Annotated in this window: 23 protein-coding genes; 9 read left to right on the forward strand and 14 right to left on the reverse strand. The window is 72.0% G+C overall.

What is annotated here, in order from left to right; translation table 11 throughout:
• Positions 1 to 153 precede the first annotated feature (153 nt).
• The 5 genes from AC0680_RS17900 to AC0680_RS17920 form a co-directional block, all read right to left on the reverse strand.
• Complete coding sequence (locus AC0680_RS17900; RefSeq protein ID WP_478629492.1) at positions 154 to 1,035, reverse strand: carbohydrate ABC transporter permease; 882 nt, start codon at positions 1,033 to 1,035, stop codon at positions 154 to 156.
• Positions 1,036 to 1,069: 34 nt separating this feature from the next.
• Positions 1,070 to 2,473, reverse strand: coding sequence for an ABC transporter permease (locus AC0680_RS17905; protein WP_478629495.1), 1,404 nt, complete (start codon positions 2,471 to 2,473; stop codon positions 1,070 to 1,072).
• A gap of 17 nt (positions 2,474 to 2,490) precedes the next feature.
• Positions 2,491 to 3,825 (reverse strand): ABC transporter substrate-binding protein, encoded by a 1,335-nt coding sequence (locus AC0680_RS17910; protein ID WP_478629496.1) that lies wholly within the window; start codon positions 3,823 to 3,825, stop codon positions 2,491 to 2,493.
• Positions 3,826 to 3,905: 80 nt separating this feature from the next.
• Positions 3,906 to 5,678 (reverse strand): glycoside hydrolase family 13 protein, encoded by a 1,773-nt coding sequence (locus AC0680_RS17915; RefSeq protein WP_478629497.1) that lies wholly within the window; start codon positions 5,676 to 5,678, stop codon positions 3,906 to 3,908.
• 225 nt (positions 5,679 to 5,903) lie between these two features.
• Entirely contained in the window at positions 5,904 to 7,175 is a 1,272-nt protein-coding gene (locus AC0680_RS17920) for an ABC transporter substrate-binding protein (RefSeq protein ID WP_478629742.1), read from the reverse strand.
• Positions 7,176 to 7,348: 173 nt separating this feature from the next.
• On the opposite strand from AC0680_RS17920, the gene AC0680_RS17925 reads away from it, so the two are divergent.
• Genes AC0680_RS17925 through AC0680_RS17935 form a run of 3 tightly spaced genes read left to right on the forward strand, consistent with a single transcriptional unit; the run spans position 7,349 to position 10,947 of the window.
• Positions 7,349 to 7,855 (forward strand): PadR family transcriptional regulator, encoded by a 507-nt coding sequence (locus AC0680_RS17925; protein ID WP_468981034.1) that lies wholly within the window; start codon positions 7,349 to 7,351, stop codon positions 7,853 to 7,855.
• On the forward strand, positions 7,852 to 8,613 hold the full coding sequence (locus AC0680_RS17930; protein ID WP_478629500.1) for an ABC transporter ATP-binding protein: 762 nt from the start codon (positions 7,852 to 7,854) through the stop codon (positions 8,611 to 8,613). Before AC0680_RS17925 ends, AC0680_RS17930 begins: the two co-directional genes overlap by 4 nt.
• A gap of 3 nt (positions 8,614 to 8,616) precedes the next feature.
• Complete coding sequence (locus tag AC0680_RS17935) at positions 8,617 to 10,947, forward strand: ABC transporter permease (protein WP_478629501.1); 2,331 nt, start codon at positions 8,617 to 8,619, stop codon at positions 10,945 to 10,947.
• Between the two features lie 56 nt (positions 10,948 to 11,003).
• On the opposite strand, the gene gntA is transcribed toward AC0680_RS17935, so the two are convergent.
• A complete protein-coding gene (gntA, locus tag AC0680_RS17940; RefSeq protein ID WP_478629504.1) occupies positions 11,004 to 11,723 on the reverse strand; it encodes a guanitoxin biosynthesis heme-dependent pre-guanitoxin N-hydroxylase GntA in 720 nt (239 codons plus the stop codon).
• Between the two features lie 200 nt (positions 11,724 to 11,923).
• Entirely contained in the window at positions 11,924 to 13,390 is a 1,467-nt protein-coding gene (locus AC0680_RS17945; protein WP_478629507.1) for a DHA2 family efflux MFS transporter permease subunit, read from the reverse strand.
• 236 nt (positions 13,391 to 13,626) lie between these two features.
• Between AC0680_RS17945 and AC0680_RS17950 the strand changes: the two genes are divergently transcribed.
• The 4 genes from AC0680_RS17950 (at position 13,627) to AC0680_RS17965 (ending at position 17,453) form a co-directional block, all read left to right on the forward strand.
• Positions 13,627 to 14,895 carry a beta-ketoacyl-[acyl-carrier-protein] synthase family protein gene (locus tag AC0680_RS17950; RefSeq protein WP_478629509.1) on the forward strand — a complete coding sequence of 423 codons (1,269 nt, stop codon included), beginning with the start codon at positions 13,627 to 13,629 and terminating at the stop codon, positions 14,893 to 14,895.
• The gene (locus AC0680_RS17955; protein WP_478629511.1) at positions 14,892 to 16,181 is read left to right on the forward strand and encodes a ketosynthase chain-length factor; all 1,290 of its coding nucleotides are present in this window, start codon (positions 14,892 to 14,894) and stop codon (positions 16,179 to 16,181) included. Before AC0680_RS17950 ends, AC0680_RS17955 begins: the two co-directional genes overlap by 4 nt.
• Before the next feature lie 70 nt (positions 16,182 to 16,251).
• On the forward strand, positions 16,252 to 16,515 hold the full coding sequence (locus AC0680_RS17960) for an acyl carrier protein (RefSeq protein WP_478629513.1): 264 nt from the start codon (positions 16,252 to 16,254) through the stop codon (positions 16,513 to 16,515).
• Between the two features lie 17 nt (positions 16,516 to 16,532).
• On the forward strand, positions 16,533 to 17,453 hold the full coding sequence (locus tag AC0680_RS17965) for an MBL fold metallo-hydrolase (protein ID WP_478629515.1): 921 nt from the start codon (positions 16,533 to 16,535) through the stop codon (positions 17,451 to 17,453).
• Positions 17,454 to 17,511: 58 nt separating this feature from the next.
• Here the strand turns inward: AC0680_RS17965 and AC0680_RS17970 are convergent, their stop codons facing one another.
• The 7 genes from AC0680_RS17970 to AC0680_RS18000 are packed head-to-tail and all read right to left on the reverse strand — an operon-like array spanning position 17,512 to position 24,831.
• A complete protein-coding gene (locus AC0680_RS17970) occupies positions 17,512 to 17,709 on the reverse strand; it encodes an acyl-CoA carboxylase subunit epsilon (protein WP_478629518.1) in 198 nt (65 codons plus the stop codon).
• Between the two features lie 45 nt (positions 17,710 to 17,754).
• Positions 17,755 to 18,501, reverse strand: a complete 747-nt coding sequence (locus AC0680_RS17975) for an SDR family NAD(P)-dependent oxidoreductase (RefSeq protein WP_478629521.1) — start codon at positions 18,499 to 18,501, stop codon at positions 17,755 to 17,757.
• Between the two features lie 58 nt (positions 18,502 to 18,559).
• Positions 18,560 to 19,729 (reverse strand): alpha/beta hydrolase family protein, encoded by a 1,170-nt coding sequence (locus AC0680_RS17980; protein ID WP_478629524.1) that lies wholly within the window; start codon positions 19,727 to 19,729, stop codon positions 18,560 to 18,562.
• Positions 19,722 to 21,281, reverse strand: coding sequence for an aromatase/cyclase (locus AC0680_RS17985; protein ID WP_478629526.1), 1,560 nt, complete (start codon positions 21,279 to 21,281; stop codon positions 19,722 to 19,724). The genes AC0680_RS17980 and AC0680_RS17985 overlap by 8 nt, the downstream gene beginning before the upstream one ends.
• Positions 21,278 to 22,879 (reverse strand): class I adenylate-forming enzyme family protein, encoded by a 1,602-nt coding sequence (locus AC0680_RS17990; RefSeq protein ID WP_478629527.1) that lies wholly within the window; start codon positions 22,877 to 22,879, stop codon positions 21,278 to 21,280. Before AC0680_RS17990 ends, AC0680_RS17985 begins: the two co-directional genes overlap by 4 nt.
• Positions 22,880 to 22,892: 13 nt before the next feature.
• Positions 22,893 to 23,330, reverse strand: coding sequence for an SRPBCC family protein (locus AC0680_RS17995; RefSeq protein WP_478629528.1), 438 nt, complete (start codon positions 23,328 to 23,330; stop codon positions 22,893 to 22,895).
• Positions 23,323 to 24,831 (reverse strand): coproporphyrinogen-III oxidase family protein, encoded by a 1,509-nt coding sequence (locus AC0680_RS18000; protein WP_478629531.1) that lies wholly within the window; start codon positions 24,829 to 24,831, stop codon positions 23,323 to 23,325. Before AC0680_RS18000 ends, AC0680_RS17995 begins: the two co-directional genes overlap by 8 nt.
• Before the next feature lie 246 nt (positions 24,832 to 25,077).
• Between AC0680_RS18000 and AC0680_RS18005 the strand changes: the two genes are divergently transcribed.
• Positions 25,078 to 25,860: an SDR family NAD(P)-dependent oxidoreductase gene (locus tag AC0680_RS18005; RefSeq protein WP_478629534.1), complete on the forward strand. Its 783-nt coding sequence runs from the start codon at positions 25,078 to 25,080 to the stop codon at positions 25,858 to 25,860.
• Positions 25,861 to 26,035: 175 nt separating this feature from the next.
• Entirely contained in the window at positions 26,036 to 26,701 is a 666-nt protein-coding gene (locus AC0680_RS18010; protein ID WP_478629535.1) for an AfsR/SARP family transcriptional regulator, read from the forward strand.
• Positions 26,702 to 26,741 lie beyond the last annotated feature (40 nt).

Raw genomic sequence — 26,741 nt, forward strand, 5'->3', positions numbered from 1 at the left:
TCACCTACAACAGAGAATACGCCGGGCTGGGGGGGGGGAAGCGGTCTCTCCCCCCCAGGACCCAAGGGAGGGGAAAAAAGGGGGGGGGGGGGGGGCCACCCACCCCCCCCCCCCCCCCCTCGCCCATCCCCCCGAACGTCCCGGGGCGGCGGGCTACTTGACCGAACCCGCCATGATCCCCTGGACGAAGTGCCGTTGGAAGACGAAGAACACGATCAGCGGAACGACCAGGGACAGGAACGCGCCGGGCGCCAGCACGCCGATGTTGCTGCCGAACTGCCGCATCTGCGACTGCAGGGCCACCGTCAGCGGCTGCGAGGAGTTGTCGGCGAAGAGGAGCGCGACCAGCATGTCGTTCCAGACCCACAGGAACTGGAAGATGGCCAGGCTGGCGATGGCGGGGCGGCCCAGCGGCAGCACCAGCTGGGAGAAGATCCGCCACTCCCCGCCGCCGTCCATGCGGGCGGCCTCCAGCATCTCCTTGGGGATCTCCGCGAAGTAGTTGCGCAACAGGAAGACGGCGAACGGCAGACCGTAGGCGGTGTGGAAGAGGATCACGCCCGGGATGGAGCCGAACAGGCCGAGCGCCCCGAACAGCTTGGCCACCGGCAGCAGTCCGATCTGGACCGGCACCACGAGCATGGCGACCACCACCAGGAAGATCCAGTCCCGGCCGGGGAACTCCATCCAGGCGAAGGCGTATCCGGCCAGCGCGGCGAACGCCACCACGGCGAGGGTGGTGGGCACCGAGATCAACACGGTGTTCCAGAAGGCCTGGACGATGCCCGAGTCCTTCAGCAGCACCGCGTAGTTGTCGAACGACAGCTGGCCGGGCGCGGTCAGCGCGGTCCACCACCCGCTGCTCGCGTTCGCCTCCTCCGTGCGGAGGGAGGAGAGGAAGAGGCCCGCGGCCGGAGTGAGCCAGACCAGCCCGACGACGGCCAGGAGGACCTGGATCGCGCCGCGGCTGAGCCACTTCGCCGGCCGCGCGGCCGCCCGCTTGCGGGGCGCGGCGGTTCCCTGGACGGTGGTCATCGAAATCTCCTTGCGTGGAAACCCGGCGAGGACGTCAAGACTGGCTCCTGCGGAAGCGTCGGATGTTGAGGGCCATGGCCGGCACCACCAGGAGCAGCAGCAGGACGCCGAGGGCGCTGCCCAGGCCCTGGTTGTTGCCGCCGCCGAAGGAGACCAGCCACATCTGCAGGGCCAGGACGTTGGCGTCCTGCTGCACGGGGCCGGGGGCGATGATGTAGACGAGGTCGAAGACCTTCATCACGTTGATCACCATCGTCACGAACACCACGCCCAGGACGGGGCCGAGCAGCGGCACGGTGATCCGGCGGAACACCTGCCACTCGTTCGCGCCGTCCATCCGCGCGGCCTCCAGGACGTCCCGGGGCATCGAGGAGAGCCCCGCGCCGATCAGCACGAGCGCGAAACCGGTCCAGATCCACATGTAGGCGCCGATGATGGCGGGGGTGATCAGGGCCGGGCCGAGCCAGGAGATGCCCTCGTAGGGCGGGGCGAAGTCCTTCGCGGGGAGCTGGACGGCGTAGGAACCCGGCGACAGGCCCTTCAGCCGGTAGGAGCCGTCCGGCCCGGTGGTGGCCGTGGCCGCCACCTTGCCGTGGGAGTCGACGGCCTCGACCGACAGTCGCGGCAGTCCCCGCTCGCCGCGGTCCACGGTGCCGGGGGTGCCGCCACCACCGGGGGTGAAGTCGAGGTAGACCACACCGCGCAGTTCGCCGTCGCCGGCCGGGGTGTCGGCCGCCGGTGCGGCGGGTCGTGCCTGCGGCGGCATGTCCTTGGGCGCGACGCCGACCAGGCCGAGGTTGACGGTGTGTCCCGGGGAGGTGCGGTCGGCCGTGCGGTAGGAGCCGTCACGGGCGTGGGTCAACTGCTTGTCGCCGATGCGCGTCTTGGCGGTGGGGAAGGAGGCGGACTCGCCCTGGACGCTGTCGTGGATGCCGACGGTGACCGCGTTGAGGACGCCGCGCTGCGGATCCTGTTCGTAGGCGAGGCGGAAGATGATGCCGGCGGCGAGGAAGGAGATCGCCATGGGCATGAACATCAGCAGCTTGAACGCGGTCTTCCAGCGGATCTTCTCGGTCAGGACGGCGAGGACCAGGCCGAGTCCGGTCAGCAGCGCGGGGGCGAACACCACCCAGATCGCGCTGTTGCGGATGGCCCGGAGCGTGGCCGGGTCCTGGAACATCTGGGTGTAGTTGCCGGCGCCGACGAACGTGTCGCCCGAGGCGTCGTACAGGCTGCGGATCACCGAGAAGACGATGGGGTACGCGACGAGCGCGCCCAGCAGCAACAGCGCGGGAAACAGGAACACCGCGGCGATCCGGCGGCGGCGCCGGACGGCGCGCCGGGCGGGGGCACTGGGCCGGCGGGGGGTGCCGCGCGGCGGGAGGGGCGGGGTGCCGCGCGTCGTCGCGCGCGGCACCTCGGGAGTGGTCACAGGCATGGAGGGGGCCCTGGTCCTTACTTTCCGTACGCCTTGGCCGCGGCGGCCTCGAGCTTTCCGGCCGTCGCCTCGGGGTCGGCGGGGTCGCGCAGGAAGTCCTGCAGCAGCTTCCACTCGCCGGCTCCCTGGGTGCCGCCGAAGGCCGCGGGCGCCTGGTCGGACATGTCGAACCGCACCGAGTTCCCGGCGCCGGTCAGCGACTTGGCCGCATTGCGGGTGACCTCGTCGTGGTAGGCGCCCGCGGGCACCTTCTTGTTGGGGGAGATGTAGCCGCCGGCCTTGGCCCAGACGCTCGCCGCTTCGGGGGAGGCCAGGTACTTCACCAGCTCCATCCCGGCCTTCTTGTTCTTCCCGGTCTTGAGCACCACCGCGGCGTCACCGCCGCTGACCACCGGCGCCTTGCCGCCGTCGACGGAGGGGAAGGGGAAGAACTTGGCGTCCTTGCCGACCTGCTTGTGCAGCTCGTCGGTGACCAGCGCGCTGACGAAGTCTCCCTCGTAGACCATGGCCGCCTGCGGTTCCGGGCCGAAGACCTGCTGGACGGACTCGGGGAAGTCGGTGCGCAGCGCGCCCGATCCGCCGCCGGCCACCAGGTTCTTGTCCCCGAACAGCTTGCCCAGAGTGGTCAGCGCCTTGACCACGGTGGGGTGCGTCCAGGGGATCTTGTGGGCGGCGAGCTTGTCGTAGTTCTCCTGCCCGGCCTGGGAGAGGTAGATGTTCTCGAACCAGTCGGTGAGCGGCCAGCCGGCCTCGCCCGCCACGGAGAAGGCCGGGACACCCGAGTCGGAGAGGGTGCGGCCCGCCGCCAGCAGCTCCTTGTAGGTCTTGGCGGGCTCGACCCCGGCCTGCTGGAAGGCCTCCGGGCTGTACCAGACGGTCGACTTGTGGGAGGCCTTGAAGTACAGGCCGTAGTAGGTCTTGTCGACCGTGCCGTAGTCCTTCCACACCTTCGCGAAGTTGCTCTTGGCGGCGGCGGCGATCTCCGGGGAGAGCGGAGCCAGCCAGCCCTTCCTGGCGAACTGCTGGAGCACACCGACCTGGGGGACCATCACCACGTCGGGGGCGTTGCCGCCCTCGATCTGGCTGCCGACGACGGTGGAGACGTTGTCGCCGGTCGAGGAGAAGACGACCTTGGCGCCGGTCTTCTCCGAGAACGCGTCCAGGACCTTCTTGAAGTTCTGCTGTTCCACGCCGGTCCAGACCCCGGCGACGGTCACCGTCTGGCCGTTGAGTTCCTGCTTGCCGCCTCCGGCGGAGACGTCGCCGCCGCATGCGGTGGCGGTCAGCGCCAGGCCGAGTACGGCCGCGCCGGAAAGGGCGACTCGGGTGTGTCGTACTGCGGAGCGTCTCATCGTGGGATTCCCTTCGGGAGGACTTGCGAGGAGGGGCGGGGACTGGCGGGGCCAGCGGGGCGGGGCTTGGAGGGGTGGAGTCATCGGGGGTCGGGGGTGTGCATCCACCAGGCGGCGGTGGAGCCCGGCAGCGTGCCCGCCGGGCAGTCGCCGCTGGCCAGCAGGGGGACACCCGGTACGGGCGCCGGCACCGGCTCGGTGCCGAAGTTGACCGCGCAGACCAGGCCGTCGCCGCGGACGAACGCCAGGACCTGCGGTGACGACGGCAGCCAGCGCAGGGTGCCCTCGCCGAGCTGCGGCAGGCTGCGGCGCAGCTGGAGCGCTTCGCGGTACAGGTGCCAGAACGACCGGGTGTCGGACAGCGCCCGGTCCGTGGTGTGTTCGGCGAACCAGGCGGGCTGCGGCAGCCAGGGCGCCGGCGCGTCGGCGGTGGCGGTGAAGCCGAACGGGGAGGCGTGTCCGGACCAGGGCAGCGGCACCCGGCAGCCGTCGCGGATGTGCTGGCGGCTGCCCGTCCGGTGGAAGATCGGGTCGGTGAGGACCTCGTCCGGCAGGTCGACGACCTCCGGCAGACCGAGCTCCTCGCCCTGGTAGATGTACGCCGCGCCGGGCAGCGCCAGCATCAGCAGGGCGGCGGCACGGGCCCGCGCCGGCCCCCACCCGTCCGCGGACTCCGGCCCGGCGGTGGCACCGGACCCGCCGCCGGACCCGGCTGCGTAGCGGGTGACGGTGCGGACCTGGTCGTGGTTGTTGAGCACCCAGGTGACGGTGGAGCCGGTGGCGGCGATGTCGGTCAGCGCCTCGGAGATCACCGTGCGGAAGGTGTCGATGTCCCAGCGCGCGGTCAGCAGGTGGAAGAAGAACGCCTGGTGCAGCTCGTCCGGCCGGACGTAGGCGGCCTGCTCGCTCGGTGTCCGTACGGAGACCTCGCCGACCAGCAGCCGGTCGTGGCCGTCGCGGGCGGTGTACTCCTCGCACAGCGCGCGCCACTCGCGCCACACCTGGTGCACCTCGGGCTGGTTCCAGGCCAGCGGGTTGACCGAGTCGCGGGTCCGCTCGTCGGCCGACGGGTCGGGGGAGTCGGGCAGCTCGGGGTGCTTGAACAGGCCCGCGGCCACGTCGATCCGGAATCCGTCCACGCCGCGGTCCAGCCAGAAGCGCAGCACCTTCTCGAAGTCGGCGCCCACGGCGGGGTTGCGCCAGTTCAGGTCGGGCTGCTCGGGCGTGAACATGTGCAGGTACCACTGGCCGGCGGTCCCGTCCGCCTCGGTGACGCGGGACCAGGCGGGGCCGCCGAACATCGCCCGCCAGTTGTTGGGGGGCAGTTCCCCGTTCTCGCCGCGCCCGTCGGCGAAGTGGAAGAGCTCGCGGGCGGGGCCGTCCGGCCGGTCCTCCAGGGCGGCGCGGAACCACGGGTGCTCACTGGAGCAGTGGTTGGGGACGATGTCCAGGAGCACCTTCAGGCCGAGCCGGTGGGCGTCGGCCACCAGGAGGTCGAAGGCGGCGAGGTCGCCGTAGACGGGGTCCACCTGGCGGTAGTCGGCGACGTCGTAGCCGTGGTCGTGCTGCGGGGAGGGGTAGAAGGGGCTGAGCCAGATGCCGTCCACCCCCAGCTTCTTGAGGTACGGCAGACCCGTGCGGACGCCGTCGAGATCGCCGATGCCGTCGCCGGTGCTGTCGAGGAAGCTGCGGACGTAGACCTGGTAGATCACCGCGTCGCGCCACCAGCGCTGAGCGGTGTTCCGGGAGGCGTCCTCGGCGGCCGGAGAGAGCGCGGGGGCGCCCGGGCCGGGGAGGGGGAGAGAGGGCGCGGAGTCGGCCGGCCGGCCGTTGTCCGCCGTGGCTGTGAGCATCTGCCGTGATCCCGTTCTTGCAGGGGCGTGCTGTGCGACCTGCTGGTCGCCGTTATGCATGCATGTTAAGTAGGGATGTCATTTGGGTGTCAACGGAACGGACGAATATGCCCGTAAAGTGTCCTAGTTTGCGGTGACTTGCGCAGCGTCAAGAGGCGTGACAGCGCGAGGCTGTACCTAACAAGTAACTAGAGATGGTCGCCCTCGCGACCGAATGAGAGGGGGTCAGCCGCGGCTGACGATCGCCCTCAGCTCGGACTCCAGGCGCGCGACGGTGGCGTCCGTGCTCCGCCGGTGGACCAGCGCGTCATGCATCACGGCTTGCACCGCGAGGCTCACCTGGTCGTACTGTGGGCTCTTCAGGCGCGGCCTGGCCGCGAGGATGCTCCGCTTGAGCGTGGGCAGGTACGGAAACCGCCGCACCAGTTGGGGATCGGTGTACAGCCCGGCCCACACCGGTGGCAGTGCGCCCTCGGTGAGCACCCGGCGCTGGACCGCCTCGGACGTCAGATACGAGATCAGCTCGGTGGCCGTCTTCTGGTGCCGCGACTGCGTGTTGACGGCCAGGTTGGAACCGCCCAGCGCACTGGACCCCGGCCCGTCGGGACCCGGCAGCGGCACCGCGCCGAACTTCCCCGCCACCTTCGAGGACCGGCCCCCGGCGAGCGCGTACGCGTACGGCCAGTTCCGCAGGAACAGCAGCCGGCCGTCCTGGAACGCCTCGCGGGACTCCTCCTCCTTGTACGACAGCGCACGCCGGGGGATCCACCCCTCGCGCACCCCGTCGAGCAGGAAGGACAGACCCCGGCGGGCCGCGGGGGAGTCCACCGTCACCCGCTCGCCCTCCCCGGCGAGCACCGTGCCGCCCGCCGACTGCACGGCCTCGACGACGTTGGCGGTCAGCCCTTCGTACGGCAGGAACTGTCCCGCGTAGCCGTCCAGTCCGTACTTGGGCGCGACCGTCTTCGCCAGGTGGGACAACTCCGCCCAGGTGCGCGGCGGGTGCGCGCCCGCCTTCTCCAGGACGTCCTTGCGGTAGTAGAGCAACGCCGCGTTGGTCACGTACGGGACCGCGTAGAGCCGGCCCCGGAAGGTGGCGGTGTCCACCACCGGCGGCAGGAAGCGATCGAGCGGGAACTGTCCGCCGTCCACCGGCTTGATCCAGCCAGCGGCCGCGAACTCCGACGTCCACGCCACGTCGATGTTCAGCACATCGAAGCGGGCGCTGCGCGAGCGCAGCTCGGTGACCATCTGCGCCCGGACCTCGTCGGCGGCGTCCGGCAGCTCGACCAGCGTCACCTTCTCGCGAGGGTGCCGCGCGTTCCAGCCGTCGAGGACGCCCCGCAGATAGCCCGTGAGGTCGCCGCCCGTCACCAGCGTGACCGGGCCACGGCCGTCCGAGCCGCCGGCCGGCTCCCCGGCCTGCGCACCCGCACTGCCCGCGAAGAGCAGTGAACAGATCAGCAGAGCCCTCCCCGCGGCACGCTTCCACCGCATGGGCTCCTCCTTGAACCAGGCGTCGACGGGACACAGGACCGACAGCCCGCCCCATGTATACCTGTTAGCCATGCGGGATACTAGATGTCGCAGGAAGATACGACGGCGATCCGGCTCACAGTCGGACGGGCCCAGATAACCGGCATGTACGGCGGGGCGGAGAGGGAGAGAGCGTGCGGCTGCCACTCCTGGCACTGCTGGTCAGCGGACCCGCACACGGCTATGAACTCAAGCAGGCCCTTGAGAACCTCCTCGGCGCCGCCTACCCTCAGCCAAATGTCGGCCAGATCTACGTCACCTTGGGCAGGCTGGAGAAGGCGCGCCTGATCGAGGGCGAGGACGTCGAGCAGTCGGACCGTCCGAACAAGCGCATCTACCGGATCACCGAGGCGGGACGGGAGACGGTGGACGCGTGGTTCGAGGAGACCACAGCGGAACCGCGGGTCCGGGACGAGTTCTTCATGAAGCTCGCGCTCGCCCGGCACACCGGGACCGCGAACCAGATCGCCCTGATCAACAAGCAGCGCCGCCAGTACCTCAACACCATGCGCGACCTGTCGAAACTCGCGGCCGTCGAGGACCGGGGCAACCGCGTCGCACAACTGCTGATCGAGGGCGCGATGCTGCACCTGCAGGCGGACCTCGACTGGCTGGAGCGCTGTCAAGAGGAGTTGGAATGAACCGGGACGAGCCATCCGGCCCGATAGTGCGGGCAGCCGGCCTGGTCAAGACCCACCGGCCGGAAGGCGCCGCCCCCGTCCACGCGGTGCGCGGCGTCGACCTCCGCATCGAACGGGGTGAATTCGTCGCCGTCACCGGCCCCTCGGGAGCCGGCAAGTCCACCCTGCTGCACCTCCTCGGCGGCCTCGACCGCCCCGACAGCGGCTCCCTCTGGCTCGGCGGCCGCCAGGTCGACGCCTACAGCGAAGCCCGCTGGGCGGTGCTGCGCCGCAAGCACATCGGCATCGTCTTCCAGTTCTTCAACCTCGTCTCCAACCTGACCGTGACCGACAACGTCGAACTCCCCGCGCTGCTGGCCGGCAGGTCCCCCCGGCAGGCCCGCGCGGCCCGTGCCGAGCTGCTCGACGAGCTGGGCCTGACCGGTAAGGAGAACTGCACACCCAGTGAGCTCTCCGGCGGCGAGCAGCAGCGCGTCGCTCTGGCCCGCGCGCTGGTCAACACACCCAGCCTGCTGCTCGCCGACGAGCCCGCCGGCAGCCTCGACAGCAAGGGCACCCGTGAGGTGCTGCGGCTGCTCGCCCGCTTCCACCAGCGCGGCCAGACGATCCTGCTGGTCACCCACGACGCCAGGATCGCCAGCGCCGCGGACCGGGTGATCAGCTTCCACGACGGCCAGGTCGTCGACGACGCGCACCTCGGCGAGCCCCACGACCGCCCCGCCGCCGGCGTGGCCGACGTACTGAAGCTCAAGGGCTGACCTGTGCGAGCAGCGGCACGCTGGACCCAGGCGCACCTCAGAGCACACCGCCCGGCGGCCGTGCTGATCGTGCTGGCCACCGCAGGGATCACCATCTCCCTCCTGCTGGCCACCGCGCTCTTCGCCTACGCCACCGACCCCTGGCAGCGCGTCTTCACCCAGTCCGCCGGCGCCCACGTCTGGATCCACACCCAGGCCGACGCCCCCGCCGGATCGCTCTCGACGCTGGACGAGGTGCGCGCCACCTCCGGCCCCTTCCCCACCGTCCGCACCACCGCCGCCCTCCAGCCCGGCGGCGCCAAGGCGACCCTGGAGCTGCGCGGCACGGCCGAGCGCCCGGCCACCGCGGCCCCCCAGACCGTCGCCGGCCGCTGGCTCGACGAGGGCGCCGACGCCGGCGCCACCCAGGGCATCGTGCTCGACAGCTCGGTGGCCCGCGCGATGTGGGCGGAACCGGGCGACTCCCTCGTCCTGAGCGGCTTCGAGGCACCCCTGAGGGTGGTCGGCATCGCCGACACCGCCGAAGCCCCCTTCCGCGCGGGCGAGACCCCGGGCGTGGCCTGGGTGCTGCCCAAGACCCTCACCGCCTCCGACGCGGCCCGCGACCAGCGCGGCCGCACCATCGGCCTCCAGCTCACCCACCCCGAGGACACCGACTACGTCGTCCAGCGGGCGGTCACCCAGCTCGGCGCCGATCAGATCACCGACGTCTCCACCTGGCGCCAGGCCAAGGCCGAGGCCGCCGGGGACAACAACCTCCTGGCCCGGCTCCTCGGCCTCTTCGGCCTCGGCGCCCTGCTCGCCGCCGCCCTCGCCGTGGGCGGCGCGATCACCAACCGCGTCCACGGACACCTGCGGGACATCTCCGTCCTCAAGGCCATCGGCTTCACCCCCGGCCAGGTCGTCCGCATGTTCCTCGCGCTCCACCTCGGTCTCGCACTGCTGGGCACCGCCCTCGGGGCGCTGCTCGCCCAGACGCTCGGTGCCCTCGTCCCCGGACGGATCGGGGAGGCGATGACCCTGTGGGAGCAGCTCCCCGAGCACGCCTGGCTGCCGCCGGCGATCGTCGGCGGGGTGATGGCCTTCATCGGCTCGGCGACCTGCCTGGCCGCGTGGCGGGCCGGACGGGTGCCGCCGGTGCCCGTCGCACGCGCCGCCGCGGCCACCGCCGGGCGGCCGTCCGCCACGACCCGGCGGGCGCTCGGCCTCGGCATCCCGCCCGCCCTGGTCCTCGGCTGGCGCGGCGCCTTCCACCGCCCGCTGCGCTCGACGGCCGCGGTGGCGCGCCTGGCCGTACCCCTGCTGCTGATCACCATCGCCCTGGGCACCTGGACCACACTGGACCGCTTCACCACCCACCCGGAGAGCGTCGGCCTGCCCGCGGCCCTCACCGCCCGCTCCGACACCCTCGACGACCGCCAGGTGCAGCGGCTGCTCGCCACCGAGCCGAAGGTCACCGCCTACCCCGGTACCGAGGTCCAGGCCCTCGTCCCCGGCCAGACCGGGACGATCACGCTGCGCGGGCTGGGCACCGACGCCCACCCCTACCCCTACGCCATCGCGGAGGGGCGCGCCCCGCACGGACCCGACGAGGCGGTCGCCGGACAGGGCCTGCTGGACCTCCTCGACGCACGCGTCGGCGACTGGGTCCGGATGACCGTCGCCGGCCGACCGCACGTCCTCCACCTCGTCGGCCGGGGCATCGAGACCGCCGACGGCGGCCGCACCGTCTCCACCACCCTCGACACCCTGCGCGACGAGCCCCCGGCGTCCGCCCGAGCCGCCTCGCCCCGCCCGGACTTCTACCACCTCGTCCTGCCGCACGGCGCCGACCCCGGCGCCGTACGCCACGCCCTGACCGAGGCCTCCGCCGGCCGCCTCGAAGTGCGTCAGACGCCCAACCCCGCCGACCAGCTCACCTCGGTCCGTGCCGTGACCGCCGGCCTGATCGCCGTGGTGACCCTGATCGGGCTCGTGGAACTGGCGACGACGGTCGGCGCCGCCGTACGCGACCGCAGCCGCGACCTCCTCGCCCTCCGGGCCGTCGGCCTGACTCCCCGCCAGATCATTGCGGTCATCGTCTCTGCCGCCGGCTTCGTCGCCCTGGCCGCCGCACTGGCCGGCACGGCGCTCGGCGTCCTCGCCGCGCAATGGCTGATCAACCTCCAGGGCCACACCAGCGGCTGGGGAACCGGCATCGCCCAGCGCCCCGCCCTGAGCCTCCTGCTGCTGGTCGTCGCCCTGGCCGTGGCGGTCGCGGGGGCGGCCGCGACCCTGCCGGCCGCCCGTGCGGCACGACGACGGCCGGCGGACTCGGCCTCGGACGTGCTGTAGCCCCGCTCCGGACGGCCGGCCGCACGAGCAGGCGCCACGCCACGGTGCGGGGCGCCTCACCGGTTGTGCTGCATCAGCCCCTCGGTGTAGTCCTCGGTGGCCGGTTCATGCCGTGCGGCATAAGGGCACTTCCAGTCCGCTTCGGTGAACCGCCCCGAGAAGTGCCGTGCGGGCTGCGCGTACTCGTAGACCGTGAAGCTCGGATTGACCGAGCCGTTGCGCCGCTCCTCGCGCCGGCGGATCGCGTCCTGCATCGAGTAGAACTTCTCGCCGAGCAGCATGAACTGCGCCAGGGAGTTGAAGGCGATCGCCGACGCCGAGAAGCGACGGCTCGCCCGCGACGAGCCGGGGTGCATCCCCACGACGAAGAATGCGTGCCCGCCCGCGTGGAAGCCGAAATTGGCCCGGTCGGGATCCGACGACGCGCCCGCGTCCAGGCCGTACGTCCGGCTGTCGATGTCGTGCATGAGCTGGAGGTGCTGCCATATCAGCCCCTCGTAGACGAGTTCGTCGACCGTGCCGGGCTCGTCGAAGGTCGCGACGAATGTACGGAAACTCTGGTCGGACAACAGGGGCCGCACCTCCTCGACGTACGCCACGAGGTCGCGGTGGTTGTCCCGAGCCGACGCCGGCTCGCCCATTCTTCGGTAGTGCCGATGCGTGATCGTGCCGCGTTTCAGCGCGGCGCGCGCCCCCAGGCAGCTGAACTCCGGGGTCTGCAGGAAGCGTTCCAGTTCGGTGCGGACGGCGGCGTGACGTGCGGTCGTTTCAGTCATCGTGGGACCTTGGCTGCGGGGGAACGGGAGGCGGTGCGGGCGGTCGTCGCCCACGGGGCAGCCGTTCTCCGGCGTGACGGTGGCGATCAACGACTGCCGGAACCGACAGTGCGGGTGATCAGTCCGCGCGACAAGACATAAAACAGACAAAGGCTGATTGTGGCCGCCTGGTCATGTCTTGCCCCGCCCTGCGCCGGCCCCTACCTCCTTGCTCCCTCCGCCCCCTCCGTCCGCGGTCGCGAGGCGGTGAGGATCGCCGCGGCGCCGGCGACGGACAGGACGGACGCCGCGATCAGGCACCAGAAGGCCGAGTGGTAGCTGCCGGGAGCGGTCTGGCCTCCGGCGCCGTGGGTGACGACGGCGACCAGGAGGGACGCGCCGACCGCGCCGCCGAGGCGGAGGAAGATGTTGACCAGGGTGACCGCGTCGGGGAGGTGGGGCGGGTCGACGGTGACATAGGCGGCCGTCGACGACGGCACGACCGACAGGGCGTTGCCGACACCGAGGAAGAACAGACAGCCCTCCAGGACGACGAGGGAGGCGTCCGGTGGCAGCAGCGCCGCCGGGAGGAACGTCGCGGTCGTCAGGACCGCACCGGCCAGGGACACCGGGCCGCCGCCGAAGCGGTCGGTCAGCCTCCCGGACAGCGGCAGCACCGCGGCACCGGCCGCGAAACCGACCATGGCCAGACCGGTGCCGATCACGTCGTAGCCGCGCACCATCTGGAAGTACAGGGCCCAGACGACCAGGGCACCGAACTGGATCACACCGGCCAGGAAACTCGAGGCGGCCGCGGCGGCGAACACACGGTTGGTGAACAGGCCGATGCGCAGCAGCGGTGCCTCGGTGCGCCGGCCGAGCAGTACGAAGGCCGCCAGGGCGCCGCAGCCGAGCAGCAGGGGGACATAGGTCGTGGCGAGGCCGGGCCCGCCGGATCGGCCGGGCAGACTGACCGCGTAGGTGAGGGCGGGCAGGCCGACGCCGATCAGGACGAATCCGCGGACGTCGAAGCGGGTCCCGGCAGCCCGTTCGCCGGGCGGGATGACGCGGCGGCCGAGCCACAGTCCCAGGAGGCCGAGCGGCACGTTCACCCAGAACAGCCACTGCCAGGAGGCGTGGGCGATCAGCAGGCCGCCGATCGTCGGCCCGGCCGCCGGCCCCAGCACCAGCGCCATCCCCGCGGTGCTCATCACCCGCCCCATGAGCGCACGCCCCGCGACCTGCGCGATCACCGTCTGCCCGGCCGGCAGCAGCAGACCGCCGGCCAGCCCCTGCAGGGCCCGGAAGGCGATCAGCAGCCGGATGTCGGTGGCCAGGGCGCACAGCGCCGACGCGGCGGTGAAGCCGCCGAGCGCCCACAGCCACAGGCGACCCGCGCCGAGCCGCTGACTGCCCCAGCCGCACAGCGGCAGCCCGATGACCAGGGCCAGCAGATAGCCGCTGACGATCCACTGCGCCGACGGCAGCGGCGCGTCCAGGGAGTCGGCGACGGTGGCGAGCCCGACGTTGACCAGGGCGCCGTCGAGCTGCGTCAGAAAGGCGCCGACGATCACCACCGCGGTCACCCGCCACACCTCGCGGGGCACGGCCGGGGCGGGCTTCGGGCCGGTCGACGCCGCGACCCGGGGGCCGCTCGCGGAATCCGGGTCACCTTGGGTCGGCGCCATGTGTGCTGCCCTCTCCCTGCTGTCGTGGCGGCTGGGAGACCAGTTGATCGAACGCCGGTCGTGGTCCGCTGGTAAGTCGCTCGAAGTCGGCTGGAAGCGCGCGGTCAAGGGCGGTGATCGGCCGCCAAGCGGCGCTCAAGCCCCGCTGAGCAGGCTGTGCCGCATCAACACCGCCAGGGGGAAGAGGGGTTCGCGATGGTCTGCGGTCAACAATCACCGGTGAACGGCGGTCCGGCATGAGCCGCCGTGTCGTCATGACGGGCATCGGGGTGCGCACCTCGGGCGGCCGCGGCACCGCGCCGTTCTGGGAGCTGCTGACCTCCGGACGTACCGCCACCCGCCGGATCTCCTTCTTCAACCCGTCCCCCTACCGCTCGCAGGTGGCCGCCGAAGCGGACTTCGACGCCGCCGCCGAGGGCCTGACCCCCGCCGAGACCGAACGGATGGACCGTGCCTCGCAGTTCGCGGTGGTCTGCGCACGGGAGGCGGTGGCGCACAGCGGCCTGGACTTCGCGGCGCTGGACCCCACCCGCACCGGCGTCAGCCTCGGCAGCGCGGTGGCCGCCGCCACCAGCCTGGAGCAGCAGTACCTCGCGGTGTCCGGGGCCGGCCGCGACTGGCTGGTGGACCACACCCGTATGTCGCCGCACATGGCCGACTACCTCGTGCCGAGCGTGATGCCCGCCGAGGTGGCCTGGACGGTGGCCGCGCAGGGCCCCGTGGCGCTGGTCTCCAACGGCTGTACCTCGGGCCTGGACTCGGTGGGCCACGCCTGCCGCCTGATCCGCGAGGGCAGCGTCGATGTCATGCTCGCCGGCGCCGCGGACACCCCGATCACCCCGATCGTGGTCGCCTGCTTCGACGCCATCAAGGCCACCAGCCCCCGCAACGACGACCCCGAGCACGCCTCACGGCCGTTCGACCGGACCCGCAACGGCTTCGTCCTCGCCGAGGGCGCCGCGATGTTCGTCCTGGAGGAGTACGGCCACGCCCGCCGCCGCGGCGCACACATCTACGCGGAGATCTCCGGCTTCGCCAACCGGTGCAACGCCTACCACATGACCGGGCTGAAGTCCGACGGGCGGGAGATGGCCGAGGCGATCCGGGTGGCGCTCGCGGAGGCCCGAGTCAACCCGTCGGACGTCGACTACATCAACGCGCACGGCTCCGGCACCCGACAGAACGACCGGCACGAGACCGCCGCGTACAAGCGCAGCCTCGGCGAGCACGCCTACCGGACACCGGTCAGCTCCATCAAGTCGATGGTCGGGCACTCTCTGGGCGCGATCGGCTCCATCGAGATCGCCGCGTGCGCACTGGCCATCGAGCACGGCGTGGTGCCGCCGACGGCGAACCTGCACACGCCCGATCCCGAGTGCGACCTCGACTACGTACCGCGCACCGCCCGCGAGTGCCGGGTGGACACCGTACTGACGGTGGGCAGCGGGTTCGGCGGTTTCCAGAGCGCGATGGTGCTGCGCCGCCCGGAAGGAGCGCGGGCATGACGGAACCGCAGATACCCACCGGGCCGCGGCCGGGGGACGGCGTGCGGACCGTCGTCACCGGAATCGGTCTGCTGACACCCAACGGGTCGGGCCTGGAGGAGTTCTGGGAGGCGACGCTGGAGGGCCGCAGCGGAATCGGCCCGCTCACGGGGTTCGACGCCGCGCGCTACCCGGCACGGCTCGCCGGCGAGATCACCGGCTTCGACCCGGCGCGGCACCTGCCCGGCCGGCTGCTGCCGCAGACGGACCGCTCCACCCAACTGGCCCTGGTCGCCGCGGACCGGGCGCTGCAGGACGCCAAGGTGGAGCCGGGCGCGTACGCCGACTACGAGATGGGCGTGGTGACCGCCAACGCGTGCGGCGGGTTCGCCTTCACCCACCGCGAGTTCCGCAAGCTGTGGTCGCAAGGGCCGGACGCGGTCAGCGTGTACGAGTCCTTCGCCTGGTTCTACGCGGTCAACACCGGCCAGATCTCCATCCGCAACACGCTGCGCGGGCCGAGCAGCGCACTGGTGACCGAGCAGGCCGGCGGGCTGGACGCGATCGGCCACGCGCGCCGGACGATCGTGGACGGCACCCCGCTGGTCGTCACCGGGGGAGTGGACTCCGCCCTGGACCCCTGGGGCTGGGCGTCCCAGATCGCCGGCGGCCGGGTGAGCCCGGCGACCGACCCGGCCGCCGCCTATCTGCCCTTCGACGCCGAAGCGTTGGGCCATGTGCCCGGAGAGGGCGGCGCACTGCTGGTGCTGGAGGACGCCGACGCGGCGCGGCGGCGCGGCGCGCAGCAGGTCTACGGGGAGATCGCCGGCTACGCGGCGACCTTCGACCCGCCGCCCGCCCCCGCTCGGGCAGCAGTCACCCCACCCGGCTCCGCGACGCCGTCCGGGCTCGGCCGCGCCGCCCGACTGGCCCTCGCACAGGCGGGAGTGGCGCCCCGGGAGGTGGATGTGGTGTTCGCCGACGGCGCCGGGGTCGCCGAACTCGACCGCGCGGAGGCCGACGCCCTCGCGGACCTCTTCGGCCCGCACGGTGTGCCGGTCACCGTGCCCAAGGCCCTGACCGGACGGCTGCTCTCGGGGGCCGGACCGGTCGACGTGGCCGCCGCGCTGATGTCCCTACGGGACGGCGTCATCCCGCCCACGCCCGGCGGCACGGTGCCGCGGGAGTACCGGATCGACCTCGTGCGGGGGCGGGCGCGGGCCGCGCGGGTCGGTTGCGCGCTGGTCCTGGCCCGCGGCCGATGGGGCTTCAACGCCGCCGTCGTCGTCCGCGACGCACCCCGCTGACCCCGCACGGCCCCGGGACACCCGCCCATCGCCATCTCGACCACACCATCGACACACCAAGGAGCTGACCATGGCAACGACTCCCATGACCCTCGACGACCTGCGCCGGATGCTGACCGAGGCGGCCGGCGAGCCCGAACACGGCGCCCTCGCGGGCGACATCGAGGACACCGAGTTCGAGGCGCTCGGCTATGACTCGCTGGCCCTGCTGGAGACCGCGGCGTTGATCACCCAGGAGTTCGGGGTGCGCATCGCCGACGAGGACCTCTTCGAGCTGCGCACCCCGCGCGCCGTGCTGGACCTGATCAACGGCGCCGCCGCGCAGGCGCGTTGAGGACGGGGGAGAGCCCGATGCGGACCCCCACCGAGTCGGCGGGCCTGACCGAGGTCGCCGACGATGTCTATGCGTACGTCCAGCCGCCCGGTGGCTGGTGCGTCAGCAACGCGGGAGTGGTCGCCGGGCGGGACGGCGCGCTGGTCGTGGACACCCTCGCCACCCAGCGGCGGGCCGAGCGGCTGCGGGCGTCGGTGGACGCGCTGGGCATCGGCCCGCGGCGGACGGTGGTGAACACCCACCACCACGGTGACCACACCTTCAACAACCACGTCTTCGGCGCCGCGGCCGAGGTGATCGCCCACGAGCGGGCGGTCGCCGAACTCGACGCGACCGGCCTGGCCCTGACCGCTCTGTGGCCCGACGTGGAGTGGGGCGACGTCCGCGTCGCCCGGCCCACCCTCACCTTCGCCGACCGCATCGCGCTGAGGGTCGGCGAGACGCACATGGAGGTCTTCCACGTCGGCCCGGCGCACACCACCAACGACATCGTGGTGTGGCTTCCCGGGCCGAGGGTGCTGTTCGCCGGCGACGTGGTGCTGTCGGACTGTACGCCGTTCGCGCTGATGGGCTCGGTGTCCGGCTCCCTCGCGGCGATCGAGCGACTGCGGGGCCTCGGTGCCGAGACCGTCGTGTGCGGGCACGGCCCCGTGGCGGGCCCGGAGGTGTTCGAGGAGAACGCCGCCTATCTGCGGCGCGTCCAGGACATCGCCGCGGCCGGCGCCGCGGAGGGCTGGAGCCCGCTGCGGGCGGCCCGGGAGGCGGGGACCGGAGAGTTCGGGCACTGGCTGGACCCGGAGCGGCTGGTGGGCAACCTGCACCGGGCGTACGCCGAACTGGCGCCGGGCGCCACACCGGGGGCGGCGCTGGACGTGCCCCCGGTCTTCGGCGAGATGGTCGCGTACAACGACGGGAAACTGCCCGGCTGCGCGGCGTGAGGTGGACGGTGCACGGGCGCCCGCGGCCGCCGGCCGCGGGCGCCCTCGTCGTCACCGGTCAGTGGCCGCGCCGCCAACTGCCCGGTGCGGCATGGCGGGGCAGCCGCTCCAGGCGCTGCCACCCGGCGTAGCGCTCGCCGCGCGGAGCCGGTCGGACGCGCCGCGGCGGCCGCCGCGCCAACGCGCCGACCAGCGCGGCGGTCAGCGCCGCCAGTTCCTCCGTCGTCGGCTCGCCCCTGGTGATGCGTACCAGCACCCTGCTCTCCGTTCCCCCGTGGTGGTCATCGGTGCGACGGCTCGGCTACGGCGTCGCACCGCCGTCCACGGTGATGACCTGACCGGTGATCCACCGCCCGGCGTCGCTCACCAGGAACGCGACCACATCGGCCACGTCCTGCGGCTGTCCGAGCCGCTTGAACGGCGACGCCTCGGCCATCGCCGCCTGCCGCTCGGCGGGCGCCCGGTCGAACATCCCGGGCACGGTCGGCCCCACCCGCAAGGAGTTGACGGTGATGCCGCGGGCGCCCAGCTCCTTCGCGGCGACCGTGCTCAGCAGTTCCAGCGCGGCCTTGCTCGCGGCGTACAGACCGGACCCGGCGATCGGCGCCTGGACGAGCGTGGAGGAGATGCCGACGATCCGCCCCCACTCCGTCAGATGACGGCTCGCCTCCCGCAGGACGTTCAGCGCCCCGCGCACATTGACGTCGAAGACCCGCTCGTAGTGCTCCTCCTCGGTCTCCGCGAGCGGCCGGGGCACGGTCGTCCCGGCGTTGTTGACCACGACATCGAGCCGGCCGTGGCGCGCCAGGACACCGGCGAAGACCGCGGACACCTGGTCGGCGTCGGTCACATCGAGGTGCACCGCCTCGGCGGTGCCCCCCGACTGCTCGATCGTGGCGACCAGTTGCTTCGCGGCGGCGTCCCCGGTGAAGGCGGCCACCACGACATGGTGGCCGTCGGCGGCCAGCCGCTGGCAGACGGCGGTGCCGATACCGCCGGCACCGCCCGTCACGAGGGCGACCAGCCCGGTCGGGATCGTCAGGGCCATGGCATCTCCTTATGTTGCGGTGGTGGGCTCTCGGCCGGGCGGCGCCCGCCGCCGCCCGTCATACCGGCCCGCCCGGGGGCAGCAGCCGCCCGGCGACCCAGTCGGCGGCCTCCAGGCTCCAGGCCTCGATCATGTTCAGACACACATGCGCCTCGCCGGGATACGTCAGCAGCCGGTGGCGCGGGCCCCAGGCACGGTCGAGCTCCTCCAGAGCCGTGAGCGGGAAGATGTCGTCCAGCGCACCGTGGATGCTCAGCACCTCCGTGCCGATCGGGCCGCCGACGTCAAGGGCGAGCGCCGCGAGGCGAACGCGCATGTCGGCGGCGTCGCCACCCATGAACGCGAAGCGGAAGTCGTCCTTCAGACGGCGCGGCAGTTCGTCGTAGGGCGCGATACGCGGCCCGCCGGAGGCGTTGACCACACACGCGAACGCGTCCCCGATCAACCGCGCCACGCGCAGCGCGAAGTACCCGCCGAAGCTGACCCCGAAGAAGCCGAGCCGGTTCGACGCGATCCGGTCGTCCGCGCGCAACCGCTCCACCAGCGCCGCGATCACACTCTCCATCTCGATGCGCAGCGGGGTGCGGCCGACCTGGAGACCCTGGCCGGGCCCGTCGAACAGCAGCGCCGCCATGCCCCGGTCCAGATAGGCCTCCGCCAGCGCCAGCACCTCCACCTCGGTCATCGAGTCCAGCCCGTTCGACAGCACCACGCAGGGCAGGGGGCCGGCCGGCCGACGGTGCGCGGGCGGCAGCACCAGCCAGTACGGGACCGGCTCCGGGCCGGCCCCACCCGCGGGCAGCTCGCCCGCCTCGAAGTCCAGGTCCGCGCCCTCCAGACCGGCGAGGAAGAACTCGCGGACCTTCCCGCGCAGCCGGGACTTGCGCCGGGCGTCGTCGAAGTACATGAACTCCGCCCAGTGGTAGCAGCCGGCGGCGGCCCGGGCGGCCCGCGCCCGGCCCGCGGCGGTCGACGAGCCGCCGGCCAGCCGCGCGTAGCGGTCGCCGAGCGAGGTCCAGCGCCGCCGCCACTCGTCCCAGAACGCGGCCGACGCCAGATCGAGGTCGTCGCAGGGGAACCCGTCCAGAGCCACCGCGACATCGCCCCAGCCGACCTGCGGCGCGTAGCGCGAGCGCAGGAACATCAGCCGCGGCAGGAAGTAGCCGCAGGCGCGGAAGAGCGGCTCGGGCAGCCGGGCCGGCCGGACGGCCGGCGGTGCGCTAGGCACCGTGCCCGTCCGGCGCGGGGGCCGCGGCGCCGTCGGCGCCCCGCGACCGGCTCTCCAGCGCCTCCGCGCAAGCCTCCACGGTCCGCCGGCTGTTGCCGTCCAGCATGTCGCGCACCCGCCGCTTGCACTCCCGCAGCTCGGCCGTGCCGAACGCCTTCTCGCAGGCCACCGCGTCGAGCACGGCGGTGTGCCGGGAAACCACCTCGCTGCCGCCACCGGCGGCGGCCCGCACCTGCCAGCCGCCCTCGTGGCGCAGCAGCAGCGGCGGCGGCTCCGGCTGGAAGTAGACGATCGACAGTTGCTCGGCGTCGCAGTGCCGCACACTGCGGAACGTCTCGGCCCCGGCGGTGGTCTGTACCTCCAGCACGAACTCCTGGTGGCGCCCGTCGTCGTGGCGCAGCTCCAGCCCCTCGCAGTGCGGCAGCAGCTTCGGCCAGCCCGCCACGTCGGCGAGCAGGGCGTACACCGCGTCCGGGGGGTACGGCAGCGACATACGGGTGGTGACCTCGGTGAGGGTGTCGATGCCGTCCTCGGCGTAGGCGCGCAGCGCCGTCATCTCGGCGGCCGCGTTGGTCTCGACGAAGCCGCGGACCACCGCGGCGGCCTCCGCCACGGTCGTCACCCCGTCGCGGACGCCCCGGACGTCGTCGAGCATCCGCCAGTGCCGGTCCACGGTCAGCAGGCAGCGCTCCGGCCCCAGCGGCACCACCCGCCACTCACCGCGCATCGACGCCACGAACGGCATCGGCACCGGCAGGTGGTAGTCGATCCGGCGGATCGTGTCGTGGTACCGGCGCCGGGTCTCCCAGGCCACGGTCCGCCCTTCCTGCGCCGCCTCGATGCGCACCAGCTCGCCGGTGGCGTCCGAGCCGACGGAGGCCGTGCCCAGGCAGGCGTCGAAGATCCGCGGCCAGTGGGTCGTGTCACGGATCAGCCCGTACACCGCGTCGGCCGGCGCGCCGACGACGACGGAGTGCCGTGCGTGGCAGTCGAGTTCGGCGGCGGACGGCGCGGGCCGTTCGACCGCGGCCTTGATGTTGCCCAGCTCCGTCGCGGAGTTGGCGTCTATCGCGGACTCGATGAAGCGCTCCGCCTGCTCCCGGGTGGTGACGCCCTCGACCTGCCCGGCGACGTCCTCGCACAGGTCGTAGGCGTGCTCCAGCAACAGCAGGCTCTGCTGGGCGTTGACCGCGACCACCCGCCACTCGGTGGTCATCGCGGCGACCAGCTTCATCGGCTCCACCACCTCGGCCCGCACGCCGCACACCTCCGGCAGGAACCGGCGCCGCGAGCGCCAGGTCATCGGTGCGCCGCCCACCAGGGCGCGGATCTCGACCAGTTCGCGGTCCGGCTCCTGTTCGAGCACGGTGACCGCCTGGCACGGTGCGAAGATCCGCGGCCAGTCGGCCGAACGGCGGATCACGTCGTACACCCGCCCCGGCGGGGCGGCACAGACGACGGAGTGGGACAGGTGGTAGCGCATGGCACACAACTCCTGCTCTTCGACGGTGGTGTGCCGCACGGCCGGGCGGGCCGCGCGGCGGCGGGTCACAGTTCGATCAGCGCGCCGCGGTCGATCCGCCGGGCGACCTCGGCGCGGAGCACCTTGTCGTTGCCGCTCTTGGGGAACGGGGCGTCGCTCGCGTACACCAGGTCCGGCCACTTCTCCCGACTGAGCACCCCGCTCAGCGCGGCCGTCACCGCCGCCTGGACCTCCGCGGCGGGGCGGGCTCCCAGGGGGCCCGAGACGCAGGCCACCGGGCACTCGGACAGCGTCTCGGGGCCGGCCAGCGCGACCAGCGCCACCTCCCGCACCCCGGGCAGCCCGGCGAGTACCGCCTCGACCTCCTCGGGGTAGACCCGATGGCCGTTCGCGCTCATCACCGAGCCGTTCAGCCGCCCCTTGAGCAGCAGATCGCCGTCCGGGCTCCAGGCGCCCACGTCACCGGTGCGCAGCCACCGGCCCGGCGGCTCGACCACGCCGGAGGCCACATCGAGGTACCCCTCCATGACGGCGTCGCCGCGCACCAGGACCTCGCCCACCTCCGGTGGATGTCCCGGCAGCGGGTCCAGACGCACCTCCAGGGTGTCGTCGGGCCGTCCCACGTTGTACGCGCCGCGCAGCTGGCGCCCCGCGCGGTGGGCCGCCTCGTCCAGCCAGCAGAACGGCCCGTACGTCTCGCTCAGGCCGTAACCCTGCACCCACGCGCACGGCATGGCCCGCCGGCCGCGTTCGAGCAGGGTCCGCGGCATGGCGGCCGCGCCGTAGGCGACCACCCGCAGCCCGGACAGGTCGGCCGGGCCCGCCTCGGCGCCGTCGAGGAAGCGACGCAACGCCAGCGGCCGCAGCATGATGTGCGTGGCCCGGTGAGCGGCGACCTCCGCCGCCCAGCGCGCGGGGTCCCGGCTCTGCGGCACGATCAGCTCGGCGTCGTGCAGCAGCGCCCCGAAGGAGAAGATCACCCCGGTCGTGTTGTTGAGCAGCCCGGACAGGAACACCCGCGCGCCGGGCCCGAACCGCAGCGTGCGGGTCACGCTGCGCACCCGCCGGCACACCAGCGCCTCGGAGACGCTGACGGCCTTGGGCGAGCCGGTCGAGCCGCTCGTGAAGAGCGTCAGGAAGTTCTCGACCGGCTCCGGCGGGCCGACCGGCAGGGGAGTGGCGGCCTCGCCGGGCCGCGCGTGCGCGGTCTCCTCGGGGAGCACGAGCACCCGCGGCCCGAGCCTGCCCAGGGCGCGTACCCCGGCGAGCCGGCCGGCGTCGCCGTCGTCGCGCTGGAGGTGGACGACGGCGTCGGGGCGGGCGTCGGCGACGATGGTGCGCCACTCCGGCAGCGCCGCGGCCCGCAGGTTGTAGGGCATCAGCACCCGCAGGCCCAGTGCCCCGGCCGCGGCGAGGAAGGCGATGCCGCGCGCGTCGTGGTCGAGCAGGGCCAGCACCCGGTCGCCCCTGGCGAGGCCGTACCGGCGCAGCTGCCGGGCGCAGCGCCCGGCGGTGTCGGCGAGCTGCTGCCGGGTGTAGGTGCGTCCCGGCTCGGTCAGCCGGAACGCCCCGCCGGCCCCGGTGCCGGACTCCGGGCCCGGCCCCAGCAGCAGGTCGGCCAGCTTGACCGCGGGCCGGGTGCCGGAGCCGGTGTCGTGATCCCCCATCGCCGCCCGGCCCTCAGTCGCTGCCGACGAGGTCGGCGAGGTTGACCAGCGACTGCGCCAGCCCGCTCTGCAGATGCGGCCAGACGTCCCGGGCGAAGGCCGGCACGGTGTGCTCGGCGATGTCCGCGACGAGTTCGTGGGTCACCTTGATCCGGGAGCCGAGCGGCTCCATGCGGTGGTGGGTGACGAGCGTCCCGAACGGCAGCACCGCCTGGTCGCTGAACTCCTCGCCCTGGGTGACGGAGGTGAGGGTGACCGTCAGCGGCTGTCCTCCCTGCGGGGTGAGGGTGTAGCTGTTGCCGGCCTTGAAGTTGCCGTGCAGCTGGGTGCTGTCGATGCCGTCGTCCCAGGTCTTCCAGGCGTTGACGTCCACCCACACCGCCCAGATGTCGTGCACCAGGGCGTTGACGGTGACGGTCGCCTGCGCGACGAACCGCTGGGTCTCAGTCACGGCCGTCCGCCTCCCGCCGGGTGGTGGACGCCGCCGTCACGGCCGCCGGGGCCGCCACCTCGCCGGGCGGCGGGAAGAAGGTCACGTCCTTGTCGCCGAGCCAGTACTCGCGGGCGTGCGCGCCGACCTCGACCATCACGCCGTTGAGCGACCAGTTCGGTTCGGCCAGCGACCGCGAGTCGTTCCAGAACGCCGGATTGAAGAATTCGAGGATGACGTTGGTGTGCCAGATCAGACCCAGTCGCGTCAACCGCATCCGGTCCTCGGTGAGTTCGACCAGCCCCTTGCGCTCCAGCCGCTGAAGTTCGTCGGCGAAGTCCTCGCGGAAGTCGCTGCCGAACTTGCTCCGGTAGAAGGCGTACTCGATCTCGTAGTACAGCAGGGCGAAGACCACGTACCGCTCGCGCTGGACGCGCGGGGAGAGTTCGTCGGTGACCGTGCTGATGAGGAAGTCGCCGCTCTCGACGGTCTCGATGTACTTCTCGACGTCCGTCTCGGTGCCCAGCCGGTACCCGTCGAAGTAGCTGTAGGAACCGGGGCCGACGGCCAGGGTGTCGATGTACACCTTCCAGTTCCAGTGGTTGTACATGTTCTCGTAGCCCGGCTTGCAGAAATGGTCGACCATGTACATCGAGTAGCCCATTTCCTCGGCTATTTCGATGGCCTCCCGGTACATCGCCTTCACCATCGGGCCCTCGGGGTCCGCCGGCCGGTCGACCTTGCCCTTGGTGATCAGCTTCGCCTGGATGGTGTCCTGGTGGATCCGGTAGAGGTAGATCGTGAAGTGCGGGACGTCCAGGCTGGACAGCGTCTGCAGGTCACGCCGCCAGATGTCGAGGGTGTGCCCCGGCATGTTGTACATCAGGTCCAGCTGGATGTTGCGGAATCCGCGCGCCTGGAACTCCTTGATGACCCGGGCGCTGTCCTCCGCGGCGTGCGGTGAGCCGATCACCCCGAGCAGTTCCGGCTGGAAGGACTGGACACCCAGGCTGAGCCGGTTGATCGCCGACCCCGTGACGTAGTCGATCTTCTCCTCGTCGAAGTCGCGGGCGTTGCCCTCCAGCGTGAATTCGCAGTCGTCCGCGACGTGGAACGTCTCGAAGACGGTGTCGACCAGCCGCCGCAGATTCCCGGTGCGCAGAATGCTGCCGGTGCCGCCGCCGATGAAGATGTTGCGGATCAGACCGGTCGCGAACTTCGGATAGGCACCCCACCGCTTGAGGTCGGTGATCAGGGCCTCGATGTAGCGCTCCTCGCGGCCGTTGGGGTCCTTCTCCGACAGCAGGCTCGCGAAGTACGGGCAGGACTTGCAGCGCGTACGGCAGAACGGGATGCCGATGTACAGCACGAAGTCGCCGCCCTGCTGCCGCATGTCGATATGCGACTCCAGCCATTCCCGGCCGCCGGTGGTCCGGTGCATGCCCGGCGGGTACAGGATGAAGGGCAGATAGCACTTGTTCGGATACGGGTCGCCCGCCGTCTCGTCTGCCGGCTCGGTCATGGATCTCCCCTCTCGCGCCGCACGATGCGATCGCCGCGCCACGATCGCCCACCCCGCTCGAAGCGCGCTCACCCGCCGGTGGAGGCCCGCGGCGGCGCGCCGGGCCGTGCCTCGCTCCCCTTCCGACGGCCTTGCGACCGGTCTTCGAGCGACCTTCCAGAGCCCTGCGAGGGAGCTTCGAGCGCCGTGTGGTCTCTCTGGTGCCGACGATTCATTTACGGACATCGCGGAAGGGATGGGACAACCATGAGCGCACAGCACCGCGTGGCACTGGTGACCGGAGCGACCAGCGGCATAGGGCTGGAGATCGCCCGGACTCTCGCCGAGGACGGCGCCCGGGTCTTCCTCTGCTCACGCCGCCCGGAAGCCGTGGCCGCCACCGCCAAGGAGCTTCAGGAGGGCGGGTTCGACGTCGACGGCACCGCCTGCGACGTGACTTCGGCCGCCGAGGCCGACCGGCTGGTACGCGCCTGCGTGGACCGCTACGGTCCCGTGGAGATCCTGGTCAACAACGCCGGACGGCCCGGTGGCGGCGCTACGGCGGAGGTAGCCGACGACCTCTGGTACGACGTCATCAACACCAATCTCAACAGCGTATTTCTCGTCACCAAACGCGTACTCACCCTTGGTGGAATGGCTGAGGCGGCATACGGACGCATCATCAACATCGCCTCCACCGGCGGTAAACAAGGCGTCGTGCACGCGGCCCCCTACTCGGCATCGAAGCACGGTGTCGTGGGCTTCACCAAGGCACTGGGGCTGGAGCTCGCCAGGACGCCGGTCACCGTCAACGCGGTCTGCCCCGGATTCGTGGAAACGCCCATGGCGGAACGGGTGCGGGAACATTACGCCGGGGTCTGGGGCGTGGACGAGGCGGAGGTGCATCAGCGCATAACCGGGCGGGTGCCGATCGGGCGCTATGTCGAGCCGTCCGAAGTCGCGGCGATGGTGCGGTACTTGGTTGCTCCCGGCGCCGGCGCGGTCACCGCACAGGCCCTCAACGTCTGCGGAGGGCTGGGAAATTACTGATTCTTGAGCCGGAAAAACCGACCGGCGGGGTTAGGCTCCGGCGGACGGTCGAAGACGTCGCTGAAACCAGACAGCATGGAAGCGGGGGGCCGCTGTGCAGTTCAAGGTGTTCGGACAGGTGGAGATATCTCATGAAGCCCAGTCATTGATCGTGGGGAGGTCAAAGGTTGGGCAGATGCTTTCTCTCCTGCTGGCCAGGAACAACGAAACCGTGAGCGTCGACACGCTCATCGCGGAATTGTGGGGAGAGCGTGTTCCGCGGAGCGCTCTCACCACACTCCAGACGTACGTCTACCACGCCCGAAAAACACTGGCGAAGGGCCTGCGGCTGCACAACACCGAAAGGATATTGGTCACCCGGCCGTCCGGATACCTCATAGCGGTCGACGACAGCGCCCTGGACGCCTCCAGGTTCGAGTGCCTGGTCGCGCAGGGCAGCGGATTCCTCGGCAGCGGGGACGTCGAATCGGCGGCCACCCGCATCACCGAGGCGCTCCGCCTCTCCCGCGGCCCGGCGTTCGCGGGCATGCCCATCGGCAAGGTCCTCGACGCGCACGTCACCTACCTGCAGGAGCTGCGCCTCAATGCGGTCGGCATCCGCATCGAGGCCCAGCAGCGCCTCGGCCGGCATCGCGAACTCGTGCCCGAGCTGCGCACGCTGGTGTCGGAGAACCCGCTCAACGAGGGCTTCCACGCCCAGCTCATCGGCACCCTGCACCACTGCGGACGCCGGGCCGAAGCGCTGCAGGCCTACCAGCGGCTGTGGCGCATCCTCGACGCCGAACTGGGCGTACAGCCCTCACCGGAGGTGCAGGACCTCTACCAGAAACTGCTGGTCTGAGCGGCCGCCCGGCCACCGGCGGTGATCTCCCGGCGCGTTG

It is taken from the genome of Streptomyces sp. NPDC043738 (assembly GCF_056436545.1).

Coding starts and splice junctions, on each gene's coding strand:
- AC0680_RS17915 (WP_478629497.1), bottom strand. CDS start 5,678: ATGCTCACAGCCACGGCGGACAACGGCCGGCCGGCCGACTCCGCGCCC.
- AC0680_RS17955 (WP_478629511.1), top strand. CDS start 14,892: ATGACGGAACCGCAGATACCCACCGGGCCGCGGCCGGGGGACGGCGTG.
- AC0680_RS17905 (WP_478629495.1), bottom strand. CDS start 2,473: ATGCCTGTGACCACTCCCGAGGTGCCGCGCGCGACGACGCGCGGCACC.
- AC0680_RS17965 (WP_478629515.1), top strand. CDS start 16,533: ATGCGGACCCCCACCGAGTCGGCGGGCCTGACCGAGGTCGCCGACGAT.
- gntA (WP_478629504.1), bottom strand. CDS start 11,723: ATGACTGAAACGACCGCACGTCACGCCGCCGTCCGCACCGAACTGGAA.
- AC0680_RS17950 (WP_478629509.1), top strand. CDS start 13,627: ATGAGCCGCCGTGTCGTCATGACGGGCATCGGGGTGCGCACCTCGGGC.
- AC0680_RS17930 (WP_478629500.1), top strand. CDS start 7,852: ATGAACCGGGACGAGCCATCCGGCCCGATAGTGCGGGCAGCCGGCCTG.
- AC0680_RS17910 (WP_478629496.1), bottom strand. CDS start 3,825: ATGAGACGCTCCGCAGTACGACACACCCGAGTCGCCCTTTCCGGCGCG.
- AC0680_RS17975 (WP_478629521.1), bottom strand. CDS start 18,501: ATGGCCCTGACGATCCCGACCGGGCTGGTCGCCCTCGTGACGGGCGGT.
- AC0680_RS18005 (WP_478629534.1), top strand. CDS start 25,078: ATGAGCGCACAGCACCGCGTGGCACTGGTGACCGGAGCGACCAGCGGC.
- AC0680_RS18000 (WP_478629531.1), bottom strand. CDS start 24,831: ATGACCGAGCCGGCAGACGAGACGGCGGGCGACCCGTATCCGAACAAG.
- AC0680_RS18010 (WP_478629535.1), top strand. CDS start 26,036: ATGCTTTCTCTCCTGCTGGCCAGGAACAACGAAACCGTGAGCGTCGAC.
- AC0680_RS17920 (WP_478629742.1), bottom strand. CDS start 7,175: ATGCGGTGGAAGCGTGCCGCGGGGAGGGCTCTGCTGATCTGTTCACTG.
- AC0680_RS17945 (WP_478629507.1), bottom strand. CDS start 13,390: ATGGCGCCGACCCAAGGTGACCCGGATTCCGCGAGCGGCCCCCGGGTC.
- AC0680_RS17900 (WP_478629492.1), bottom strand. CDS start 1,035: ATGACCACCGTCCAGGGAACCGCCGCGCCCCGCAAGCGGGCGGCCGCG.
- AC0680_RS17990 (WP_478629527.1), bottom strand. CDS start 22,879: ATGGGGGATCACGACACCGGCTCCGGCACCCGGCCCGCGGTCAAGCTG.
- AC0680_RS17960 (WP_478629513.1), top strand. CDS start 16,252: ATGGCAACGACTCCCATGACCCTCGACGACCTGCGCCGGATGCTGACC.